This window comes from Sphingomonas swuensis, assembly GCF_039538045.1.
In the GTDB taxonomy this organism is placed as follows: domain Bacteria; phylum Pseudomonadota; class Alphaproteobacteria; order Sphingomonadales; family Sphingomonadaceae; genus Sphingomicrobium; species Sphingomicrobium swuense.
On sequence record NZ_BAABBQ010000001.1, the window covers coordinates 327865 to 345249 of the forward strand.

The following is a 17385-nucleotide window of genomic DNA, read 5'->3' on the forward strand; positions in this document are numbered from 1 at the left end:
GGCTCGGAGCGCCTAGCGGGCGGCGTCGCTGGTCGTCCCCGGCGCGGGCAGGTCGACCTCGATGTCCTTCTTGCGCATCTTGAACAACAGCCGGTCCTCGGGCCCGAAGCCGCGACGCCAGATGACCCAGCCGAAGGCGGCGAGGATCGCCGGAATGCCGATGCTGAGCTCGATCCACTCGGGCATCAGCATGGCGAGCTGACCGACCACGATCGCGGCGGCGGCGGCCCACAGCAATGGCCAGCGCCATCCGCTGACCGGCGCGCCGAGCAGCTTGCCGGCAAGCCGCGCCTTGGTCAGCGCGGCGAAGGCGAGGGCGAGGCACAGTGCCACCGCCGGCGCGGTCGCCTGCCACTCGATCGGCCAGCCGAGGTGGCGGAAGAGCAGGATCAGCGCGACCGTCAGCACCGCCTGGAGCGCGAGCATGGCGAGGCTCAGCACCATGTTGCGGTGGCGCGCGATGTAGATGAGCGCGGCTTCGCTGGTGGTGGCGGTGGCGGCGATCACCTCGGCACCCAAGAGGAAGATCAGCGCGGCCGTTCCGGCGACGAAGGCCGGCCCGACGAGCCCCATCACGCCCTCGCCGGGGATTCCGAGCGCGAGCGCGACCGCCGCCTGCGCGGCGATCACCCAGAAGCCGACCTGGCGGATCTGGCGGGCGACACCGGCGCGGTCGCCCTCGTTGAGGCTGCGGCTGATCACCGGCCCGAGGATCGGGTCGAAGCTGGTCTTGAGCTTGCTCGGCAGCGAGGCGACGTTCTGCGCGACATAATAGATACCGACCGTCGCCGGGCTCGCGAACAGGCCGAGGATGGCGAGGTCGATCCGGCGGCTCGCCCATTCGACCGTGTCGGCCGCGGCGATCGGGATCGAGCGGCGTGCCAGCCGCCAGCTTTCGGCGGGGCTCGGTCGCCATCCCGCGGCCCGGCCGTAGGTGCGGAAGAAGGGGAGAGCCGAGGCGACCAGCGCCCCGATCATCGACAGCGCATAGGCGAAGATCAATCCGTCGCGCTTGGACACGAAGGCGAACACCAGCGCGGCGATGCTGATCGTCCAGGGCTCGACGATCGCCCGTGCCCGGACGGTCGCGCCGACGTCGTGGCGATAGGCGAGCGCCGCCAGCATGACGTCGCTCCACGCCAGCGCCAGCACCGCCACCGGGAGCAGCCATTCGAGTCCGTGGATCTCCGAATTGGGGAACATCGCGCGAGGGAAGGCGAACAGCAGCGCCATTCCGAGCACGCTCGCCATCAGGGCGACGAGGAGCGCGTCCCAAGTCACGCAGACATGCGGCTTGTCGGTCGCCGATAGCTGCTGCGCGAGCCCGCGCTTGAGCCCGAGCGTCGCCAGTTGCGCGACGAACTCGACCACCAGCACCGCATAGGCGAAGCGGCCAAGCGCCTCGGCGCCGTACATCCGCCCCGCGATGAACAGGAACGGCACCCGCGCCGCGAGCCGGAGCAGGAAGCCGAGGAAATTGATCCGACCGCCCCGCGCGAGCGCGGCGAGGTCCTGGCTCCCGGCTTCCGACGTTTCAGCGCTCAATGCGCGACGCCCCAATTGTCGCCCCAGCCGACCTCGACGCTCAGCGGCACGTCGAGCGCCACCACCGGCTCGGCGGCATGCGCCATGACGTCACGGATCACCGCGGCGGCTTTCTCCTCGTCGCCGTGCGGGACCTCGAACACCAGTTCGTCATGGACCTGGAGAAGCATCCGCGTGCCGGTCAGTCCGGCCTCGGCCAGCGCGCCCGGCATCCGCACCATCGCCCGCTTGATGATGTCGGCGCTGGTCCCCTGGATGGGCGCGTTGATCGCCGCCCGCTCGGCCCCCTGGCGCAGGTTCATGATGCCCGACTTGATGTTCGGAAAATGCGTCTTCCGCCCGAACAGGGTCTCCGAATAGCCGCACTCGCGGACCTTCTGGAGCGTGGTCGAGATGTAGTTCTTGATGCCCGGAAAGCGCTCGAAATAGCGATCGATCATCGCCTTGCCTTCCTCGGTCGAGATTCCGAGCCGGCCCGCGAGGCCCCAGCTCGAGATGCCGTAGAGGATGGCGAAGTTGATCGTCTTGGCCTTGTTCCGGCTGTCCTTGCCGGCGTCGCCGAACAGCTCCTGCGCGGTGATGGTGTGGATGTCCTCGCCGCGCGCGAAGGCTTCCTTCAGTTGCGGCACGTCGGCCATGTGCGCCGCCAGGCGGAGCTCGATCTGGCCATAGTCGGCCGACAGCAGGCTGTGCCCGTCCTCGGCGATGAAGGCATTGCGGATCTTGGCCCCGATCTCGGTCCTGATCGGGATGTTCTGCAGGTTGGGATCGGTCGACGAAAGCCGCCCGGTCTGCGCCGCCGCAAGCGCGTAGCGGGTATGCACCCGCCCGCTCTTGGGGTCGATCTGCGCCTGGAGCGCGTCGGTGTAGGTGATCCGAAGCTTGGTCAGCTGCCGCCAGTCGAGCACCAGCCGGGCGACCTCGACCCCGTCGGCCTCGAGCCGTTCGAGCTCGCTCTGGTCGGTCGAATAGTTGCCGTTCTTGCCCTTGCGCCCGCCCTTGAGGCCGAGGCGATCGAACAGCACCTGTCCCAGCTGCTGCGGCGAGCCGATGGTGAAGGATCCGCCGGCGGCGGCGAAGATCCGCTCCTCCAGTGCCGCGGTCTCGGTCGCGAAGGTCTGCGAGAGGTCGGCGAGATAGGTGCGGTCGACCTTGACGCCCTCGCGCTCCATCGCCCCCACGGTGCGGATCAGCGGCAGGTCGACCAGCCGGTAGACCCGGGTCGCGTGCTCGGCCGCGAGGCGATGTTCGAGCCGGTGCCACAGCCGCCACACCATGTCGGCATTCTCGGCCGCATATTCGGTCGCCGCGGCGACCGGCGCCTGGCCGAAGCGGATCGCCTTCTGCCCGGTCCCGCACACCGCCTTGAGCGGCAGGCAGTCATGCTCGAAATGCTTCTTCACCAGCTCGTCGAGCCCGTGCCCGAAGCGCCCCCCGTCGAGCGCGAAGCTCGCCAGCATCACGTCCTCGGCGGGCCGCACGTGGATCCCACGGTCCGCCAGCAGCTTGAGCTGGTCCTTGAGGTTGTGCCCGAGCTTGAGCACGCTCTCGTCCTCGAGCAGCGGCTCGAGCAATCCGAGCCCCTCGCCGAGGCCGAGCTGGTCCGGCCCTTCGCTCAACAGGTCCTTCTCGCCGTGGCCGAGCGGAACATAGGCCGCCTTGCCCGGCGCCAGCGCGAGGCTGATCCCGGCCAGCCCCTCGGCCAGGCCATGCCCGCCGTCGCCCTGGAGATCGATCGCGATCCGCCCCTGCGCCTTCGCCTCGGCGATCCATTCCCCGAGCGTCGCGGCATCGGTGATGGTCGCATAGCCCGCACGGTCGACGCTGATCGCCTCCGCCTCGCCGGGTCCGGCCGGCCTCACCGGCGCCGCCGGCCGCGTTCCCTCGCTCGGCCGCGCGCCCTGGCCGACCATCCGGTTGAGCAACGTCTTCCAGCCCTGGTCCTCGAGGAACTCGCGAAGCGGCGCCTCGGGAATGTTCTTGAGCTCGAGCGCGTCCAATGGCTCGGGCAAGGTCATCTCGCACACCAGCCGGACGAGCTCGCGGCTGAGCCGCGCATTGTCGGCATGTTCGAGAAGGTTCTGGCGAAGCTTGGGCTTCTTGATCCCGTCGGCCGCGGCCAGCACCGCCTCGAGGCTGCCATGCTCCTGGATCAGCTGGGTCGCGGTCTTGGGCCCGATCCCCGGCACGCCGGGGACATTGTCGACGCTGTCGCCCATCAGAGCCAGCACGTCGCCGAGCAGCTCGGGCCCGACCCCGAACTTCTCGATCACCGCAGCACGATCGAAGCGACGGTCGTTCATCGTGTCGAGCATGTCGACCTTGCCGTCGTCGATCAGCTGCATCAGGTCCTTGTCGGAGCTGACGATCGTCACCTTCCAGCCCGCGTTGGTGGCGGCGGTGACGTAGCAGGCGATGATGTCGTCGGCTTCCAGCCCGGCCTGCTCGATGCAGGGGATTGAGAAGGCGCGCGTCGCGACCCGGATCAGCGGCAGCTGGGGCACGAGGTCCTCGGGCGCGGGCGGACGATGCGCCTTATACTGGTCGTACATCTCGTTGCGGAACGAGGACGAGCCCTTGTCGAGGATGACCGCCATGTGGGTCGGGCCGTCGGCCTTGCTCAGCCCGTCGGCGAGCTTCCACAGCATCGCGGTATAGCCATAGACCGCGCCGGTATTCATCCCGTGGCGGTTGGTCAGCGGCGGCAGCCGGTGATAGGCACGGAAGATGTAGCTCGATCCGTCGACGAGGTAGAGGTGGGGCTGGGTGTCAGGCATGAACCCACGGCTTTAGCAGGTTCGCTCCCGCAGGAAACGCCTAGCCATTTGATCGCGATCAATGCGTGGCCTCCGGCGCGGCGTCATTCTCCCCGGCAACAGCCAGGAGAGTTTCGATGTCGGATCGCTTCGCCAAGGAAATGCTGCTCGCCCGCGGCGAGGTCGTCGCGCCGCCGCCCATCGACGACCGGCCCTGTTGCGAGGATCGCAACTTCGGACTGCCGGCGCCCCTCCTGCTCGGCGTCTTCGCCTTCTTCATGGCCTATCTCGCGGTCATGTGGGTCGGCTTCGCGGCGGAAGGACTGGTGCTGCCGATGGTGGTCAACGTCATCTTCGTCGCCGCCTTCGCCTTCGTGCCGTCCAAGTGGGCGACGATGAAGCCCGCGCATCGTGACCGTGCGCTCGATCTCGACCGCTTCCGTCGCCACGGCATCGAGACCGCGACCGGCCAGACGTCGGCGGGCGAGGCGACCACGCTGGTCCTGCTGCTTCCGGCCTGCATCCTGTTCTGGGGACTGGCCACGACGACCATCGCGGCGCTGGTCTGATGCCTTCGGGGGAAGGCGGACTACCCTTCAGCTCCCCAGCTGCGCGGCGTCGACCAGTTCGATGCCGCGCAGACCCACGCGGCGGATCGCGCCGCTTTTCTCCAGCGCGGTCAGCTGGCGGCTGACCGTTTCGATGGTGAGGCCGAGCATCCCGCCGATTTCCGCCCGGCTCAGCGGGAGGTCAAAGCTGGCGGCCGGTTGACAGGGCGAGCTGCTCGCCGCCCGGGCCATTGCCAGAAGGAATGCCGCCATCTTTTCGCGCGCCGAGTGGCGTCCGACGATCCCGACCAGCGAGCGCAAGTCGAACAGATCCTCGGACGAACGCCGGAGCAGGGCCCGGGCAAGCGCCGGATAGCGCTCCACCGCCGCTTCATATTCGCGGCGCGAGAAGAGGCAGACTTCGCTTGCCGTCAGTGCGGCCACTTCGAAGCGGGCGACGGGCGCGAACAATTCCCCGACGAAGCCGGCGGGGTGGACGAGGCTGAGGATCCGCTCGCTCCCGTCGCGCTCGGTCGCGCTAATCTTGAGCGCCCCGCGAACCAGTGTCGCGCAGCGATCGTTGTCCTCGTCGGCCGCGAACAGCACCTCACCCGGGACAAGCGTCCGGTGCCGTCCGAGCCGCGCCAGGTCGGCGCGCTCCTCCCCGCCGAGCGCCGAGCAGGCGGCGCGATCGCGCACGGGGCAGGTGGCACAGGCAAGCGGGCTGCTGGTCATCGCCTCCGCAGACTAGCCGATGCCAGCGCCGCCTCAAGGCTTGCAAGCGGCAGCCGGCGGGTCGATGAGGTGCCATGGCCGAGAAGTTCGCACGTCACCGTCAGCCCTGGACCCCCGAGGAAACCGGCAAGCTCCGGACCCTTGCCGCCAAGGGCATGGGGCTGAAGGCGATCGCCAAGGCGCTGACCCGCTCGGAGGAAAGCACCCAGGCGCAGGCCAAGCAGCTCAAGATCGGGATCGCCAAGCTGCGCTAGGAAGCACCGACGTCTGGCGGTCTGTCGAACGGACAGCACCGCTCGTCAGGCGATCCGTTGCCAGCCTTCGTCATTCACGCCACTGTCTTAGGTGAGCAAGACACTCGGGTCGGGCTCAGGGGTATCGAGGGGCGTTTGATGTTGCGAGTTGGGTCGATCGGGGCGCTTTGCCTGGGGGCATCGCTGCTGGCCTTGAGTGTCCCTGCCGCGGCGCAGACGGTGCCCGCAACCGGCGATGCGCCGCCCCCCGTCGCGACGCCGGTCAACGGCAAGAAGGTCTTCACCCCCGCCGATTTCGCCCGCTTCGCCCCGCGCAGCGCGCTCGACATGCTTGGCCAGGTCCCAGGCTTCCGGATCCAGGGCACCGACAGCGGCTCGCGCGGGCTTGGCCAGGCGACTGGCAACATCCTGCTTAACGGCAAGCGCCTGTCGGGCAAGTCGGCCGACCCGGTCGACGCGCTGCAGTCGATCCCGGCCGAGAACGTCACCCGGATCGAGATCGTCGACGCGGCCGAGGTCGATGTGCCCGGCCTCACCGGCCAGGTCGCCAACGTCATCTACGAGGCGAAGAAGCTCAGCGGACAATTCGGCTACCAGCCGCAGTTCCGCGCCCATTATGCCGATCCGCTCCTGACCCGCTTCGACGTCTCGGTCAGCGGCGCGAGCGGGCCGGTCGAATATACGCTCAGCCTCAAGAACGACGGCAGCCGGAGCTCGGCCGGCGGCCCGACCCTCATCGAGCGTGGCGGCAACACCCTGTTCGAGACCCGCGACGACGTCTGGCGCGGCAACTTTGACCAGCCGCAGGTCTCGGCCCAGTTCAAGCTCGATGGGCCCGGCTCGTCGGTCGGCAACCTCAACCTGCTCGGCCGCCACTTCCGCTACCGCTACGACGAGCGGAGCGCCCGCGACCGGGTCAGCGGCCCCGACCTCCTCCGTCGCACGAGCATCCGCCAGAAGGGCGAGAATTACGAGATCGGCGGCGACTATGAGGTCGCGCTGCTCGGCGGGCGGCTGAAGTTCATCGGCCTCAACCGGTCGTCCGACGAGCCCTTCTTCCAGGAGGTCCGGACCGCCTTCGACGACGGCAGTGCGGACAGCGGCAACCGCTTCGTCCAGGACGGCCGCAGCAAGGAGCTGATCGGCCGTGCCGAATATCGCTGGAAGATGGGCCGGACCGACCTCCAGCTGTCGGGCGAGGCCGCCTTCAACAGCCTCGACAGCGCCAGCCGGCTCTACGCGCTGAACGCCGCGGGCGACTATGAGGAACTGCTCTTCCCGTTCGGCTCGGGCAAGGTCAGCGAGGACCGCTACGAGGGGCTGCTGACCATCGGCCGTCCGCTGTCGTCCAAGGTCACCGCGCAGCTGGTGGTCGGGGCCGAGCGCTCGACGATCATCCAGGAAGGCCCCGCGGGCAAGGAGCGGACCTTCCTCCGGCCCAAGGGCTCGCTCAACATCGCCGCCCAGCTGACCCCGCGCTACAACCTCAACTTCAAGATCATCCGCCGGGTCGGCCAGCTTGACTTCGGCGACTTCCTCGCCCGCGTCTTCCTCGACAACGAGAATGCCAATGCCGGCAACCCCGACCTCGTGCCGACCCAGCAATGGCGCTTCGAGCTCGAGCAGGCGCGCGACCTCGGGCGGTGGGGCAAGACCAGGCTCAACCTCGTCGCCTCCTTCGCCGAGGACCTGATCGACATCGTGCCGGTCGGCGAGGATGGCGAGACCCCGGGCAACATCGACAAGGGCCGCGCCTTCTCGATCGACTGGAACAGCACCATCCAGCTCGACCCGCTCGGCCTCAAGGGAGCCAAGGTGGACTTCCGCGCTCTCGCCCAGACCAGCCGCGTCCGCGATCCCCTGACCGGGCGCAACCGGCTCTACTCGGGGCAGACCGTCCGCCTGCTCGAGCTCGGCTTCCGCCACGACATTCCCAGGAGCGACTGGGCCTATGGCTTCAACGCCAACTACAGCCGCGACGCGCTCGCCTACCGCCTGACCGAGGTCGGGCGTCAGTATGAGGGCCCAGTCTGGCTAAGCCTCTTCGTCGAGAACAAGGATGTGGCCGGGCTGACCATGCGCGCCGGCATCAACAACATCCTCAACGCGCGCAGCCGCTGGGACCGGACGGTCTACGCCGGCCGCCGCAACGTCGCCCCGATCGACTTCGTCGAGACCCGCGACCGGCTGATCGGCCCCATCCTCAGCTTCAGCGCACGGGGGACGTTCTAGCTCTTGGCAGGCGGACGGGCGGGCACAATGATCATGGGTGCACCACAGGGCCCAAGCGACTTCATCGCGGACGCGTAGGCCGAAGCATAGGCCTGTTCGACCAGTGCCGGAGCGGGCAGCGCCACCTTGCCAGCTTCGATCACGGCGCCCGTGTCCGTCAGGCTGCGCACCTCGAAGGTCGTTCCGCGCTGCAGTGCCTCGAGCAGGTCGGCTCGGAAAGGAAGCGGAGGTCCCTGGCCCATGCGCGTGTCGACATGGCCAAGCGGATCGCCGGGGTAGAAGCGCGGCTGGAACTTATAGCCTTCGTTGAACCACTCTGCCGCGCCTGCCTCGCGCCACTCGAGCTGGACGAAGCGGTCGGAACCGGGAAGCACCTTGGCGCGGAGCGAGGCCACGCCGATCGCGCCAATCTTCCGGTCGGCCGTGCGGAAGGTGAGGTCGAGTACGAAGTTCCCGCTGCCCGGCGCCTGCAGTCGCACATAGGGGCGCTCGGGAGGGTCCCGATCGGTGATGAGAACCGACAGCTCGGCAGTTCCCATCCTTGCTTCGCCATTTCCGCACAGTCCCTGCGCACTTGCCGGCACGGCGAGCGCCAGCACCGTCGCAAGCAGCGGCAGCCTCACGGCACCAGCACCGTGTCGCGGGCCTGGGCGAGGGTTCGCTGCCAGTCGCGGGTGAAGTGCAGCCCGCGGCTCTCGCGCCGGTTGAGCGCGGAGCGGATGATGAGGTCGGCGACCTCGACCAGGTTGCGAAGCTCGATAAGGTCGGGCGTCACCCGGAAGTGTGAATAATAGTCGGTCACTTCCTGGCGCAGCATGTCGATCCGCCGCTTCGCCCGCTCGAGCCGCTTGGTCGTCCGGACGATGCCGACATAATTCCACATGAAGCGGCGGATCTCGCCCCAGGTCTGGGCGATGACGACCTCCTCGTCGCTGTCGGTGACCCGGCTCTCGTCCCACTCGCGCACCTTGGCGAGCGCCGGCAGCTCGTCCCAGCGGGCCAGAATGTCACGCGCCGCCGCCTCGCCGAATACCAGGCATTCGAGCAGGCTGTTGCTGGCCAATCGGTTGGCCCCGTGGAGACCGCTCTCGGTCACTTCGCCCGCGGCATAGAGGCCCGGCGCGTCGGTCCGTCCGTCGAGGTCCACCACCACCCCGCCGCAGGTGTAATGCTGCGCCGGCACCACCGGGATCGGCTCGCGGGTCATGTCGATCCCGAGCGACATCAGCTTGTCGTAGATGTTGGGGAAATGCTCGCGGACGAAGGCCGGATCGCGGTGGCTGATGTCGAGATGGATGAAGTCGAGGCCGTCGCGCTTGATCTCGTTGTCGATCGCTCGCGCCACCACGTCACGCGGCGCAAGCTCGCCGCGTTCGTCATAGTCGGGCATGAAGCGCTTGCTCGTCAGCGGGTGCTTGAGGATTCCGCCCTCGCCGCGGACCGCCTCGGTGATCAGGAAGTTCTTGGTTTCCAGATGGTAGAGGCAGGTCGGGTGGAACTGCATCATCTCCATGTTGGAGACCCGGCAGCCCGCGCGCCAGGCCATGGCGATGCCGTCGCCGGTCGCCCCGCGCGGCGCGGTCGAATAGAGATAGACCCGTCCCGCGCCGCCGGTCGCCAGCACCGTCGCGCGGGCGGTCAGCGTCTCGACCTTCCCGCTCGCGCGATTGAAGGCGTAGAGGCCGTGGACCGCGCCCTCGGTCGAAAAGCGCAGGCCGTGGCGCCCGGTGACGAGGTCGACCGCGACCATGTCGGGCAGGAGCACGATGTTGGGATTGGCCGCGGCGGCCTTCTCCAGCGCCTGCTGCACCGCCCATCCGGTCGCGTCGGCGACATGGACGATCCGGCGGTGGCTGTGCCCGCCCTCGCGGGTCAGGTGGAGCGCGCCATCCTCCTCGGCGAAGGGCACGCCGAGTTCGATCAGCCGGGCGATAGCGGCGGGGGCGTGGCTCACCACATGCTCGACGACATGGCGGTCGTTGAGGCCCGCCCCGGCCACCATCGTGTCCTCGACATGCGCCTCGAAGCTGTCGCCTTCCTCGAGCACCGCGGCGATCCCGCCCTGCGCCCAGCCGGTCGCGCCTTCGCCGAGCGCGCCCTTGGCGATCACCGCCACTCTCTTGTGCTCGGCCAGGTTGAGCGCCGCGGTCAGCCCCGCCGCGCCCGAACCGATGACGAGGACGTCGTAGGAGCTCACTTAAGCCCCTGCCCGCGAGCGGGAGGAGAGATCATCCATCTGCCCGCACCAGGCTCAGGAACACGTCCTCGAGATCGGGCTCCTTGGTCACCACGTCGACGATTCCCAGCCCGTCGCGCTGCAGCGCGGCGAGCACCTCGCCGGCGTTCACCTTGTCCTTGCGGTAGGTGATCGCCAGCCGCCGCTCGCCCTTCAGCTCGACCTTGTCGAAGCAGATGTTCTCGGGAACCGCATCGAGGTCGCGGTCGATCGTCACCACCACATTCTTCTCCTGCGCGCGGGCGAGGAGGGTGGGGGTCGGTTCGTCGGCGACGACCTTGCCATGGTTGATGATCGCGATCCGGTCGCACAATTCCTCGGCTTCCTCGAGATAGTGCGTGGTCAGGATCACCGTCGTGCCCGCCGCATGCAGCTCGCGGACATAGGCCCACAATTGCTGGCGAAGCTCGATGTCGACGCCCGCGGTCGGTTCGTCGAGCACCAGGATGGGCGGCGAATGGACCATCGCCTTGGCGACCAGCAGCCGCCGCTTCATTCCGCCCGACAGAGTGCGGGCATAGGCATTGGCCTTGTCGGTCAGCCGCATCGCCGCCAGCAGCTCGGCGGTGCGCCGCTGGGGCTTGGGGATGCCGTAGAGCCCGGCCTGGATCTCCAATGCCTCGCTCGGGGTGAAGAAGGGATCGAACAGGATCTCCTGCGGGACCACGCCGATCGACAGCTTCGCGTTGCGCGGATGCTTGTCGATGTCGAAGCCCCAGATCTCGGCCTGGCCCTCGCTCTTGGTGACGAGACCGGCGAGAATGTTGATCAGGGTCGACTTGCCGGCCCCGTTGGGCCCCAGCAATCCGAAGAATTCGCCCGGGCGAATCGACAGCGAAATGCCGTCCAGCGCCCGCTTGCCACCGGCATAGGTCTTGCCCAGCCCCTCGATTCGGATCGCCGCCGCGTCATTGTTCATGACCAAAGCGCTTAGCGAGCCCCTGCAATGCGCGAAAGGCGCGAAGGTAAAGCTGCCGTTTACCTTACTTGGCAAAGTGGATTTGACGTTAACCCTCCTAAATGGTCGCCATGTGCCGAACCACCTTTCTGGGCTTGCCCCTGCTGCTGCTCGCCGCGGCGGCCGACGCCCAGACGGTTAAGTCGGCCGTGCCGCGAGCCAATGCCCAGTCGGTCCTGGTCTACCCGCTGACCGTGGTGACCAAGAACAACATGGATTTCGGCTATATCTCGGTGCTCGGCGCGGGGCAGGCGATCATCGATCCCAACACCAGCGCGCTGTCCGTCAGCGGAGGCATCACCCCGATGGGCGGAAGCCCTCGCCCGGCGACCTTCGCCGGCGCGGCGCGAAGCGCGGCGGTGGTCAATCTGCGGGTCCCTAACCAGCCGATCACCCTCACCAGGGTCGGCGGGACCGAGACGATGCAGGTCCGCAACTTCACTCTCCAGGGGAATGACAAGAGGACCCTCGCCCGGCTCGAAAGCTTCGAGTTCAACGTCGGCGCGACGCTGGTCGTCAATGCCGGCCAGGCCGAGGGCATCTACACCGGGACATTTGACGTCCTCGTCCAATATCCCTGACGGCAGTTTCTGAAAGGGCAGGGTTAAGGCGCAATTAGCGTGCCTTGGTGAACGGCTATTCACACCGAAACGGACATTTCTTGGGCTCCAACCAATGTGGGGACCAGAAATCATGCGTTACACCGTCTATGCCGCGGCGCTTGCCGCCACCACCGCCTTCGCCACCCCGGCCTTTGCCCAGGTCGCCGCTCCGACCAGCGGCTCGGCCGAGATCCAGAGCCGTGCGCTGATCCTTCAGCCCGCGACCATCGTCGCCGGCAATCGCCTCGACTTCGGCACCGTCGTCGCCAGCAACGCGGCCGGCACCGTCACCGTCAATCCCGATCCCAATGGCATCCTCGTCAGCGATACGGGCGGCGCGACCGCCGTGACCGGCGCCAGCCGCGGCACCTTCAACGGCAACGGAACGCCGGACAGCGAAGTCAGCGTCACCGTGACCTGGGACAGCAACCTGCTCCACAGCAGCGGGTCGGGCGACTTCCTCGCCTTCGCCGGCAGCAGCTACGGCGCGGGCACCTTCAACATTCGTCCCGACGGGCTCTTCACCGTGTTCGTCGGCGGCCAGATCGACGTCAAGGCCGGCCAGGCGCCCGGCGAGTACACCGGCAAGGTCTATGTCGACGCCCAGTTTCAATAAGCACCCCACAGCTTATTGAAGCGACGGGAGGCGGTTGCTACCGACAGGTCATGCAACCGCCTCCCGAAGTGCTTCGAGTGAAGACCAACGCCGTCTCCTGCGACGGCAGCGGCGACGTCAGTCCCGCGCTCGGCCACCCGCGCGTCTATCTCCGGATCGACGAGAAGGGCTTCGTCGAATGCGGCTATTGCGATCGCCGCTTCGTGCTGATCGGCGGCCCGGCGGACGACCAGCCCGCCGCCTGAGGCTGGTCGGGGCGCACTCCGCGCCTATATTGGCCGTCATGACCAGCATTACCGACCCGCGCCGCTTCCTCTATGCCGGCGCGCTCGACCCCGACGAGGCCCGTCGCCTCGCCGCCCGCCACCTCTCCGCGCACGATGATGGCGAGCTCTACCTCCAGTATCGCCGCTCGGAAGCGTTCGGCTTCGACGACGGCCGGCTGAAGACCGCCGACTATCATGTCGGGCAGGGCTTCGGGCTGCGCGGCGTGTCGGGCGAGACCACTGCCTTCGCCCATGCCAACGAGCTTTCCGCCGCCGCGATCGACCGCGCCGCCGAGACGCTGCAGCTGCTCACCCCCGGGAAGGCGCCCGCCGCCGCTCCGCCGCGCACCAACCAGGCGCAGTATGGCAGCGACGATCCGCTCGGACAGCTCGCCTTCGCCGACAAGGTGACCCTCTGCCAGGCGATCGACGCCGCCGCCCGCGCCCGCGATCCGCGCGTGGTCCAGGTCAGCGTCGGGCTCCAGGCGAGCTGGTCGGTGGTCGAGATCGTCCGGGCCGACGGCTTCGTCGCGACCGACGTCCGCCCGCTCGTCCGCTTGAACGTCTCGATCGTGGTCGAGCAGAACGGCCGCCGCGAGATGGGCTTCCACGGGCTCGGCGGTCGCTACGACATGAACCGGCTGTTCGACGAAGGCACCTGGAACCGGGCGATCGACATCGCGCTCGCGCAGGCGCTGGTGAACCTCGATTCGGTCCCCGCTCCGGCGGGCGAGATGACCGTGGTGTGCGGCCCCGGCTGGCCCGGTGTCCTCCTCCACGAAGCGGTCGGCCATACGCTCGAAGGCGACTTCAACCGCAAGGGCACCAGCGCCTTCTCCGGGATGCTCGGCCAGCGGGTCGCGGCGCCGGGCGTCATCGTGGTCGACGACGGCGCGATGCACGAGCGGCGCGGAAGCCTGACCATCGACGACGAGGGCACGCCGACCGGCCGGACCACGCTGATCGAGGACGGGATCCTCGTCGGCTATCTCCAGGACCGCCTCAATGCGCGGCTGATGGGAGTCGCTCCCACCGGCAACGGTCGCCGCGAGAGCTTCGCCCATGCGCCGATGCCGCGGATGACCAACACCTTCATGCTCGGCGGCCGCGACGATCCTGCCGAGCTCACCGCGCGGGTCAAGGACGGCATCTACGCCAAGAGCTTCGGCGGCGGGCAGGTCGACATCACCAGCGGCAAGTTCGTCTTCTCCTGCACCGAGGCCTACCGGATCCGCGACGGCAAGCTGGCCGAGCCGCTGAAAGGCGCGACCCTGATCGGCGACGGCCCGACCGTGCTGACCCGGGTCAAGGGCATCGGCAACGATCTCGAGCTCGACGAGGGCGTCGGCATCTGCGGCAAGGGCGGACAGAGCGTGCCCGCGGGAGTCGGCCAGCCGACCCTGCTGATCGAGGGACTGACGGTCGGCGGGACGGGCTAGTCCCGCGACGACCGAACATTAAAGCAGATGGTCCACGGCGCTGAGGCTGTAGCCGGCCTCGGCGGCGCGCCGCTCGAGCTCGTCGCGGGCGACGCCGTTCTCGCGGCAGGCGACCGCCCAGGCGAGGGTCGAGCGCATGCCCGAGCGGCAGAAGGCCAGCATCTTGCCGCCTTCGCCAAGCTCGCTCATCGCCGAATGCATCTCCTCGATCTGCGCCGGGCCCATTCCGCGCGCGATCGGGATATGGCGATAGTCGAGCCCCGCCGCCTCGGCCGCCGCCTGCAACGAGTCGCTGGTCGGCTGCCCCTCGTCCTCGCCGTCGGGACGGTTGTTGACGACCATGGTCACGCCCTGCCGGCGCGCTTCCTCGAGGTCGGCGACGTCGATCTGCCCGGCGACGAGCGTCCTCTCGTCAAGCGGCTTGAATATCGTCATTCCTCGTCTCCTCGTCAGCCGCGCGCTTGTGCCACGTCGCGCGGATGCTGTCGCTGGTTTCCCGGCTTCCATCGTGGCTCCAGCCGGGTTCGCGCCACAGATAGCCGAGCCGCGACCCGCCCGGCGCGGCCCTCAGGTCGCGCGCGATCCCGACCCACTCGTGCAGCGCCGCCCACAGGATGTTTCGCGACCTGAGCGGCGTGACGATTCCGTAGCGCGGCCGATCGTCGGCCCGCTCGGGCTCGAAGGTCCCGAACAATCGGTCCCAGACGATGAACACCCCGGCATAGTTGCGGTCGAGGTAGCGCGGATTGACCGCATGGTGGACCCGGTGGTGCGAGGGCGTATTCATCACCGCCTCGAACCAGCCCGGCATCCGCCCGATCGTCTCGGTGTGAATCCAATATTGGTAGACGAGGTTCACCCCCGCACAGAACAGCATCAGCTCGGGCGGGAAGATCAGGAACAGCGGCAGCCGGAACAGGAAGTTGAGGCTGACGAAGCCGGTCCAGGTCTGCCGCAGCGCGGTCGAGAGATTGTAGGCCTCGCTCGAATGGTGGACGACGTGGCTCGCCCAGAACCAGCGCACCCGGTGGGCCGAGCGGTGGAAGGCGTAATAGGCGAGATCGTCGAGCACGAAGCAGAGGAGGAAGCTCCACCAGGCGATCGGCACCGCGACCGGCGCGAAGCCGTGCAGCCACTGCCCGAGCGCGAACACCAGCCCCGCCGTAAGCGCGCCCGCCGCGAGGCTTCCGAGCCCCAGTCCGACGCTCGTCGCCGAGTCCCTCAGGTCCGGCCCGCGCCCGGCGCGCCGCAGCCACCATGTCTCCAGCGCCAGCGTGGCGAGGAAGAAGGGAATGGCGAGGATGACCGGATCGGGCAGGGTCATGGGGCAAGGCTTAGGCGAAAGCGGCGACCGCCTCCAGCATCGCCGCGCCGTACCGTTCCAGCTTGGCCGTGCCGACGCCCTGGATGCCGGCAAGCTCGCTCATAGTGCCGGGCTTCACCGCCGCGATCTCGCGCAGGGTCGAATCGTGGAACACGACATAGGGCGGCACCCCGGCTTCCTTGGCCAGCGACCGCCGCGCCTCGCGCAGGGCCTCGAACAAAGGATCGTGCGGACCGTCCGCCGCCGCGCCCCGCCGGCGCCGCGCGCGCCTGGGCGGGGGAAGCGCGATCCGCACCTCCTCGCCGCCCTTGAGGATCCCGCGCGCGCCCGGGCCGAAGCTCAGCCCGCCATAGGCGTCCGCCCGGAGCGCGTCGCGCGCGATCAGCGCCCGGGCGACCGGCTGGACCATCGCCATCTCCTCGGCCGAGCAGATACCGAAGACGCTCAGCTGGTGATGGTTGTTGGAGAAGACCTTGTCGGTCTCCTTGCCCGCAAGCACGTCCGCCAGATGCCCGACCCCGAACCGCATCTCGGTCCGGAACGCCGCCGACAGCAGCTTCCTCGCGACTTCCGTCACCTCCACCGTCGCCGGCGGGTTGAGGCAATTGTCGCAATTGCCGCACTGCGGCGCGGGATCCTCGCCGAAGTGGCGGAGGAGGATCGCGCGGCGGCAGCCGGTCGCCTCGACCAGCCCGGCGAGCGACTGCAGCCGGGCCCGCTCGTCGGCCTGGCGGTCGGCTGGCATCTCGCGCTCGATCCGCTGCCGCGCCAGCGCGAAGTCGGCCGCGCTCCACAGCAGATGGGCCTCGGCCGGGTCACCGTCGCGTCCGGCGCGCCCGGTCTCCTGATAATAGGCCTCGATCGACTTCGGCGCGCCGGCATGGATCACCGTCCGCACGTCGGGCTTGTCGATCCCCATGCCGAAGGCGATCGTCGCCGCCATCACCATCTCCTCGGATCCGACGAACGCCGCCTGATTGGCGGCCCGCACCTGCGGCTCCAGCCCGGCATGATAGGGCAGGGCAGGCCTCCCGCTCGCCGCGATCTGCGCCGCCAGGCTCTCGGCCTCCTTGCGGCTCGGCGCATAGACGATCGCCGGCCCGGGCCGCTCGGCGAGCAGCCCCAATACCTGCCGTCCGGTCTGCTCGCGCGGGAGGATATGGTAGCGGATGTTGGGCCGGTCGAAGCCGGACACGATCAGTCCGTCCTCGGGAATGCCGAGCTGGACGAGGATGTCGGCGCGGGTCCGCGGGTCGGCGGTGGCGGTCAGCGCCAGCCGCGGAAGCTCGCGATGGTCGTCGAGCAGTCGGGTCAGCAGCCGGTAGTCGGGGCGGAAGTCGTGTCCCCATTCGCTGACGCAATGCGCCTCGTCGATCGCGACCAGCGACAGCGGCACCCGGTCGGCAAGCCGCCGGAAGCCGTCGGTGGTCGCCCGCTCGGGCGCGACGTAGAGGAGGTCGAGCTCGCCCCCGAGGAAGCGGCGCACTACCGTGTCGCGGTCGTCGGCGCTGGTCAGCGAGGCGGCCCGGATGCCGAGCGCCTCGGCCGAGCGGATCTGGTCGTGCATCAGCGCGATCAGCGGGCTGATCACCAGCGCCGTGCCCTCGAGCGCGAGCGCCGGCAACTGGTAGCAGAGGCTCTTTCCCGCGCCCGTCGGCATGATCGCAAGCGTCGGCCGGCCCGCCAGCACGCGCTCGACCACCTCTTCCTGCACCCCGCGGAAGTGGTCGAATCCAAAGACTTGTTTCAGAAGCTGATGCGGGTCGGTCACAGGGGCGCCTTGGCGGTCGGTCCCGAGCTGCGCAACCTTGTAATGCGCGCGGGCGGCGGTCAAACGTGCCGCGACGTCGCTCGCCCTTTGGCGAGCATGGGGG

General features: G+C 68.7%; 16 protein-coding genes. 7 read left to right on the forward strand and 9 right to left on the reverse strand.

Going from position 1 to position 17385, the window contains the following annotated elements:
• Positions 1-12: 12 nt before the first annotated feature.
• Positions 13-1545, reverse strand: a complete 1533-nt coding sequence (locus ABD727_RS01715; RefSeq protein WP_344705662.1) for a lipopolysaccharide biosynthesis protein — start codon at positions 1543-1545, stop codon at positions 13-15.
• Positions 1542-4322, reverse strand: a complete 2781-nt coding sequence (gene polA, locus ABD727_RS01720; RefSeq protein ID WP_344705664.1) for a DNA polymerase I — start codon at positions 4320-4322, stop codon at positions 1542-1544. Before polA ends, ABD727_RS01715 begins: the two co-directional genes overlap by 4 nt.
• Positions 4323-4438: 116 nt before the next feature.
• On the opposite strand from polA, the gene ABD727_RS01725 reads away from it, so the two are divergent.
• Positions 4439-4870, forward strand: a complete 432-nt coding sequence (locus tag ABD727_RS01725) for a hypothetical protein (RefSeq protein WP_344705665.1) — start codon at positions 4439-4441, stop codon at positions 4868-4870.
• A gap of 27 nt (positions 4871-4897) precedes the next feature.
• Here the strand turns inward: ABD727_RS01725 and ABD727_RS01730 are convergent, their stop codons facing one another.
• Positions 4898-5584, reverse strand: coding sequence for a Crp/Fnr family transcriptional regulator (locus tag ABD727_RS01730; RefSeq protein ID WP_344705666.1), 687 nt, complete (start codon positions 5582-5584; stop codon positions 4898-4900).
• 74 nt (positions 5585-5658) lie between these two features.
• Between ABD727_RS01730 and ABD727_RS01735 the strand changes: the two genes are divergently transcribed.
• Both ABD727_RS01735 and ABD727_RS01740 read left to right on the forward strand, forming a co-directional pair.
• Complete coding sequence (locus tag ABD727_RS01735; protein ID WP_344705667.1) at positions 5659-5838, forward strand: hypothetical protein; 180 nt, start codon at positions 5659-5661, stop codon at positions 5836-5838.
• 192 nt (positions 5839-6030) lie between these two features.
• Positions 6031-8070: a TonB-dependent receptor plug domain-containing protein gene (locus ABD727_RS01740; RefSeq protein ID WP_344705668.1), complete on the forward strand. Its 2040-nt coding sequence runs from the start codon at positions 6031-6033 to the stop codon at positions 8068-8070.
• On the opposite strand, the gene ABD727_RS01745 is transcribed toward ABD727_RS01740, so the two are convergent.
• The 3 genes from ABD727_RS01745 to ABD727_RS01755 are packed head-to-tail and all read right to left on the reverse strand — an operon-like array spanning position 8067 to position 11225.
• The gene (locus ABD727_RS01745) at positions 8067-8693 is read right to left on the reverse strand and encodes a hypothetical protein (protein WP_344705669.1); all 627 of its coding nucleotides are present in this window, start codon (positions 8691-8693) and stop codon (positions 8067-8069) included. The two genes, ABD727_RS01740 and ABD727_RS01745, sit on opposite strands and share 4 nt — an antisense overlap.
• Complete coding sequence (nadB, locus tag ABD727_RS01750; protein ID WP_344705670.1) at positions 8690-10267, reverse strand: L-aspartate oxidase; 1578 nt, start codon at positions 10265-10267, stop codon at positions 8690-8692. Before nadB ends, ABD727_RS01745 begins: the two co-directional genes overlap by 4 nt.
• A 31-nt stretch (positions 10268-10298) precedes the next feature.
• Complete coding sequence (locus tag ABD727_RS01755; RefSeq protein WP_344705671.1) at positions 10299-11225, reverse strand: ABC transporter ATP-binding protein; 927 nt, start codon at positions 11223-11225, stop codon at positions 10299-10301.
• 110 nt (positions 11226-11335) lie between these two features.
• Here ABD727_RS01755 and ABD727_RS01760 point away from each other — a divergent pair, with 110 nt between their 5' ends.
• The 4 genes from ABD727_RS01760 to tldD all read left to right on the forward strand — a co-directional run bounded on the left by ABD727_RS01760 (position 11336) and on the right by tldD (position 14187).
• Entirely contained in the window at positions 11336-11845 is a 510-nt protein-coding gene (locus ABD727_RS01760; RefSeq protein ID WP_344705672.1) for a DUF4402 domain-containing protein, read from the forward strand.
• A gap of 112 nt (positions 11846-11957) precedes the next feature.
• On the forward strand, positions 11958-12482 hold the full coding sequence (locus tag ABD727_RS01765; protein ID WP_344705673.1) for a DUF4402 domain-containing protein: 525 nt from the start codon (positions 11958-11960) through the stop codon (positions 12480-12482).
• A 50-nt stretch (positions 12483-12532) separates the two neighbouring features.
• On the forward strand, positions 12533-12727 hold the full coding sequence (locus ABD727_RS01770; RefSeq protein WP_344705674.1) for a zinc-finger domain-containing protein: 195 nt from the start codon (positions 12533-12535) through the stop codon (positions 12725-12727).
• Between the two features lie 38 nt (positions 12728-12765).
• Complete coding sequence (tldD, locus tag ABD727_RS01775) at positions 12766-14187, forward strand: metalloprotease TldD (RefSeq protein WP_344705676.1); 1422 nt, start codon at positions 12766-12768, stop codon at positions 14185-14187.
• 18 nt (positions 14188-14205) lie between these two features.
• On the opposite strand, the gene ABD727_RS01780 is transcribed toward tldD, so the two are convergent.
• The 3 genes from ABD727_RS01780 to recQ are packed head-to-tail and all read right to left on the reverse strand — an operon-like array spanning position 14206 to position 17282.
• On the reverse strand, positions 14206-14622 hold the full coding sequence (locus tag ABD727_RS01780) for a protein tyrosine phosphatase family protein (RefSeq protein ID WP_344705677.1): 417 nt from the start codon (positions 14620-14622) through the stop codon (positions 14206-14208).
• Positions 14600-15511: a sterol desaturase family protein gene (locus tag ABD727_RS01785; RefSeq protein ID WP_344705678.1), complete on the reverse strand. Its 912-nt coding sequence runs from the start codon at positions 15509-15511 to the stop codon at positions 14600-14602. The genes ABD727_RS01780 and ABD727_RS01785 overlap by 23 nt, the downstream gene beginning before the upstream one ends.
• A 10-nt stretch (positions 15512-15521) precedes the next feature.
• Positions 15522-17282: a DNA helicase RecQ gene (gene recQ, locus ABD727_RS01790; RefSeq protein ID WP_344705679.1), complete on the reverse strand. Its 1761-nt coding sequence runs from the start codon at positions 17280-17282 to the stop codon at positions 15522-15524.
• Positions 17283-17385: the final 103 nt, after the last annotated feature.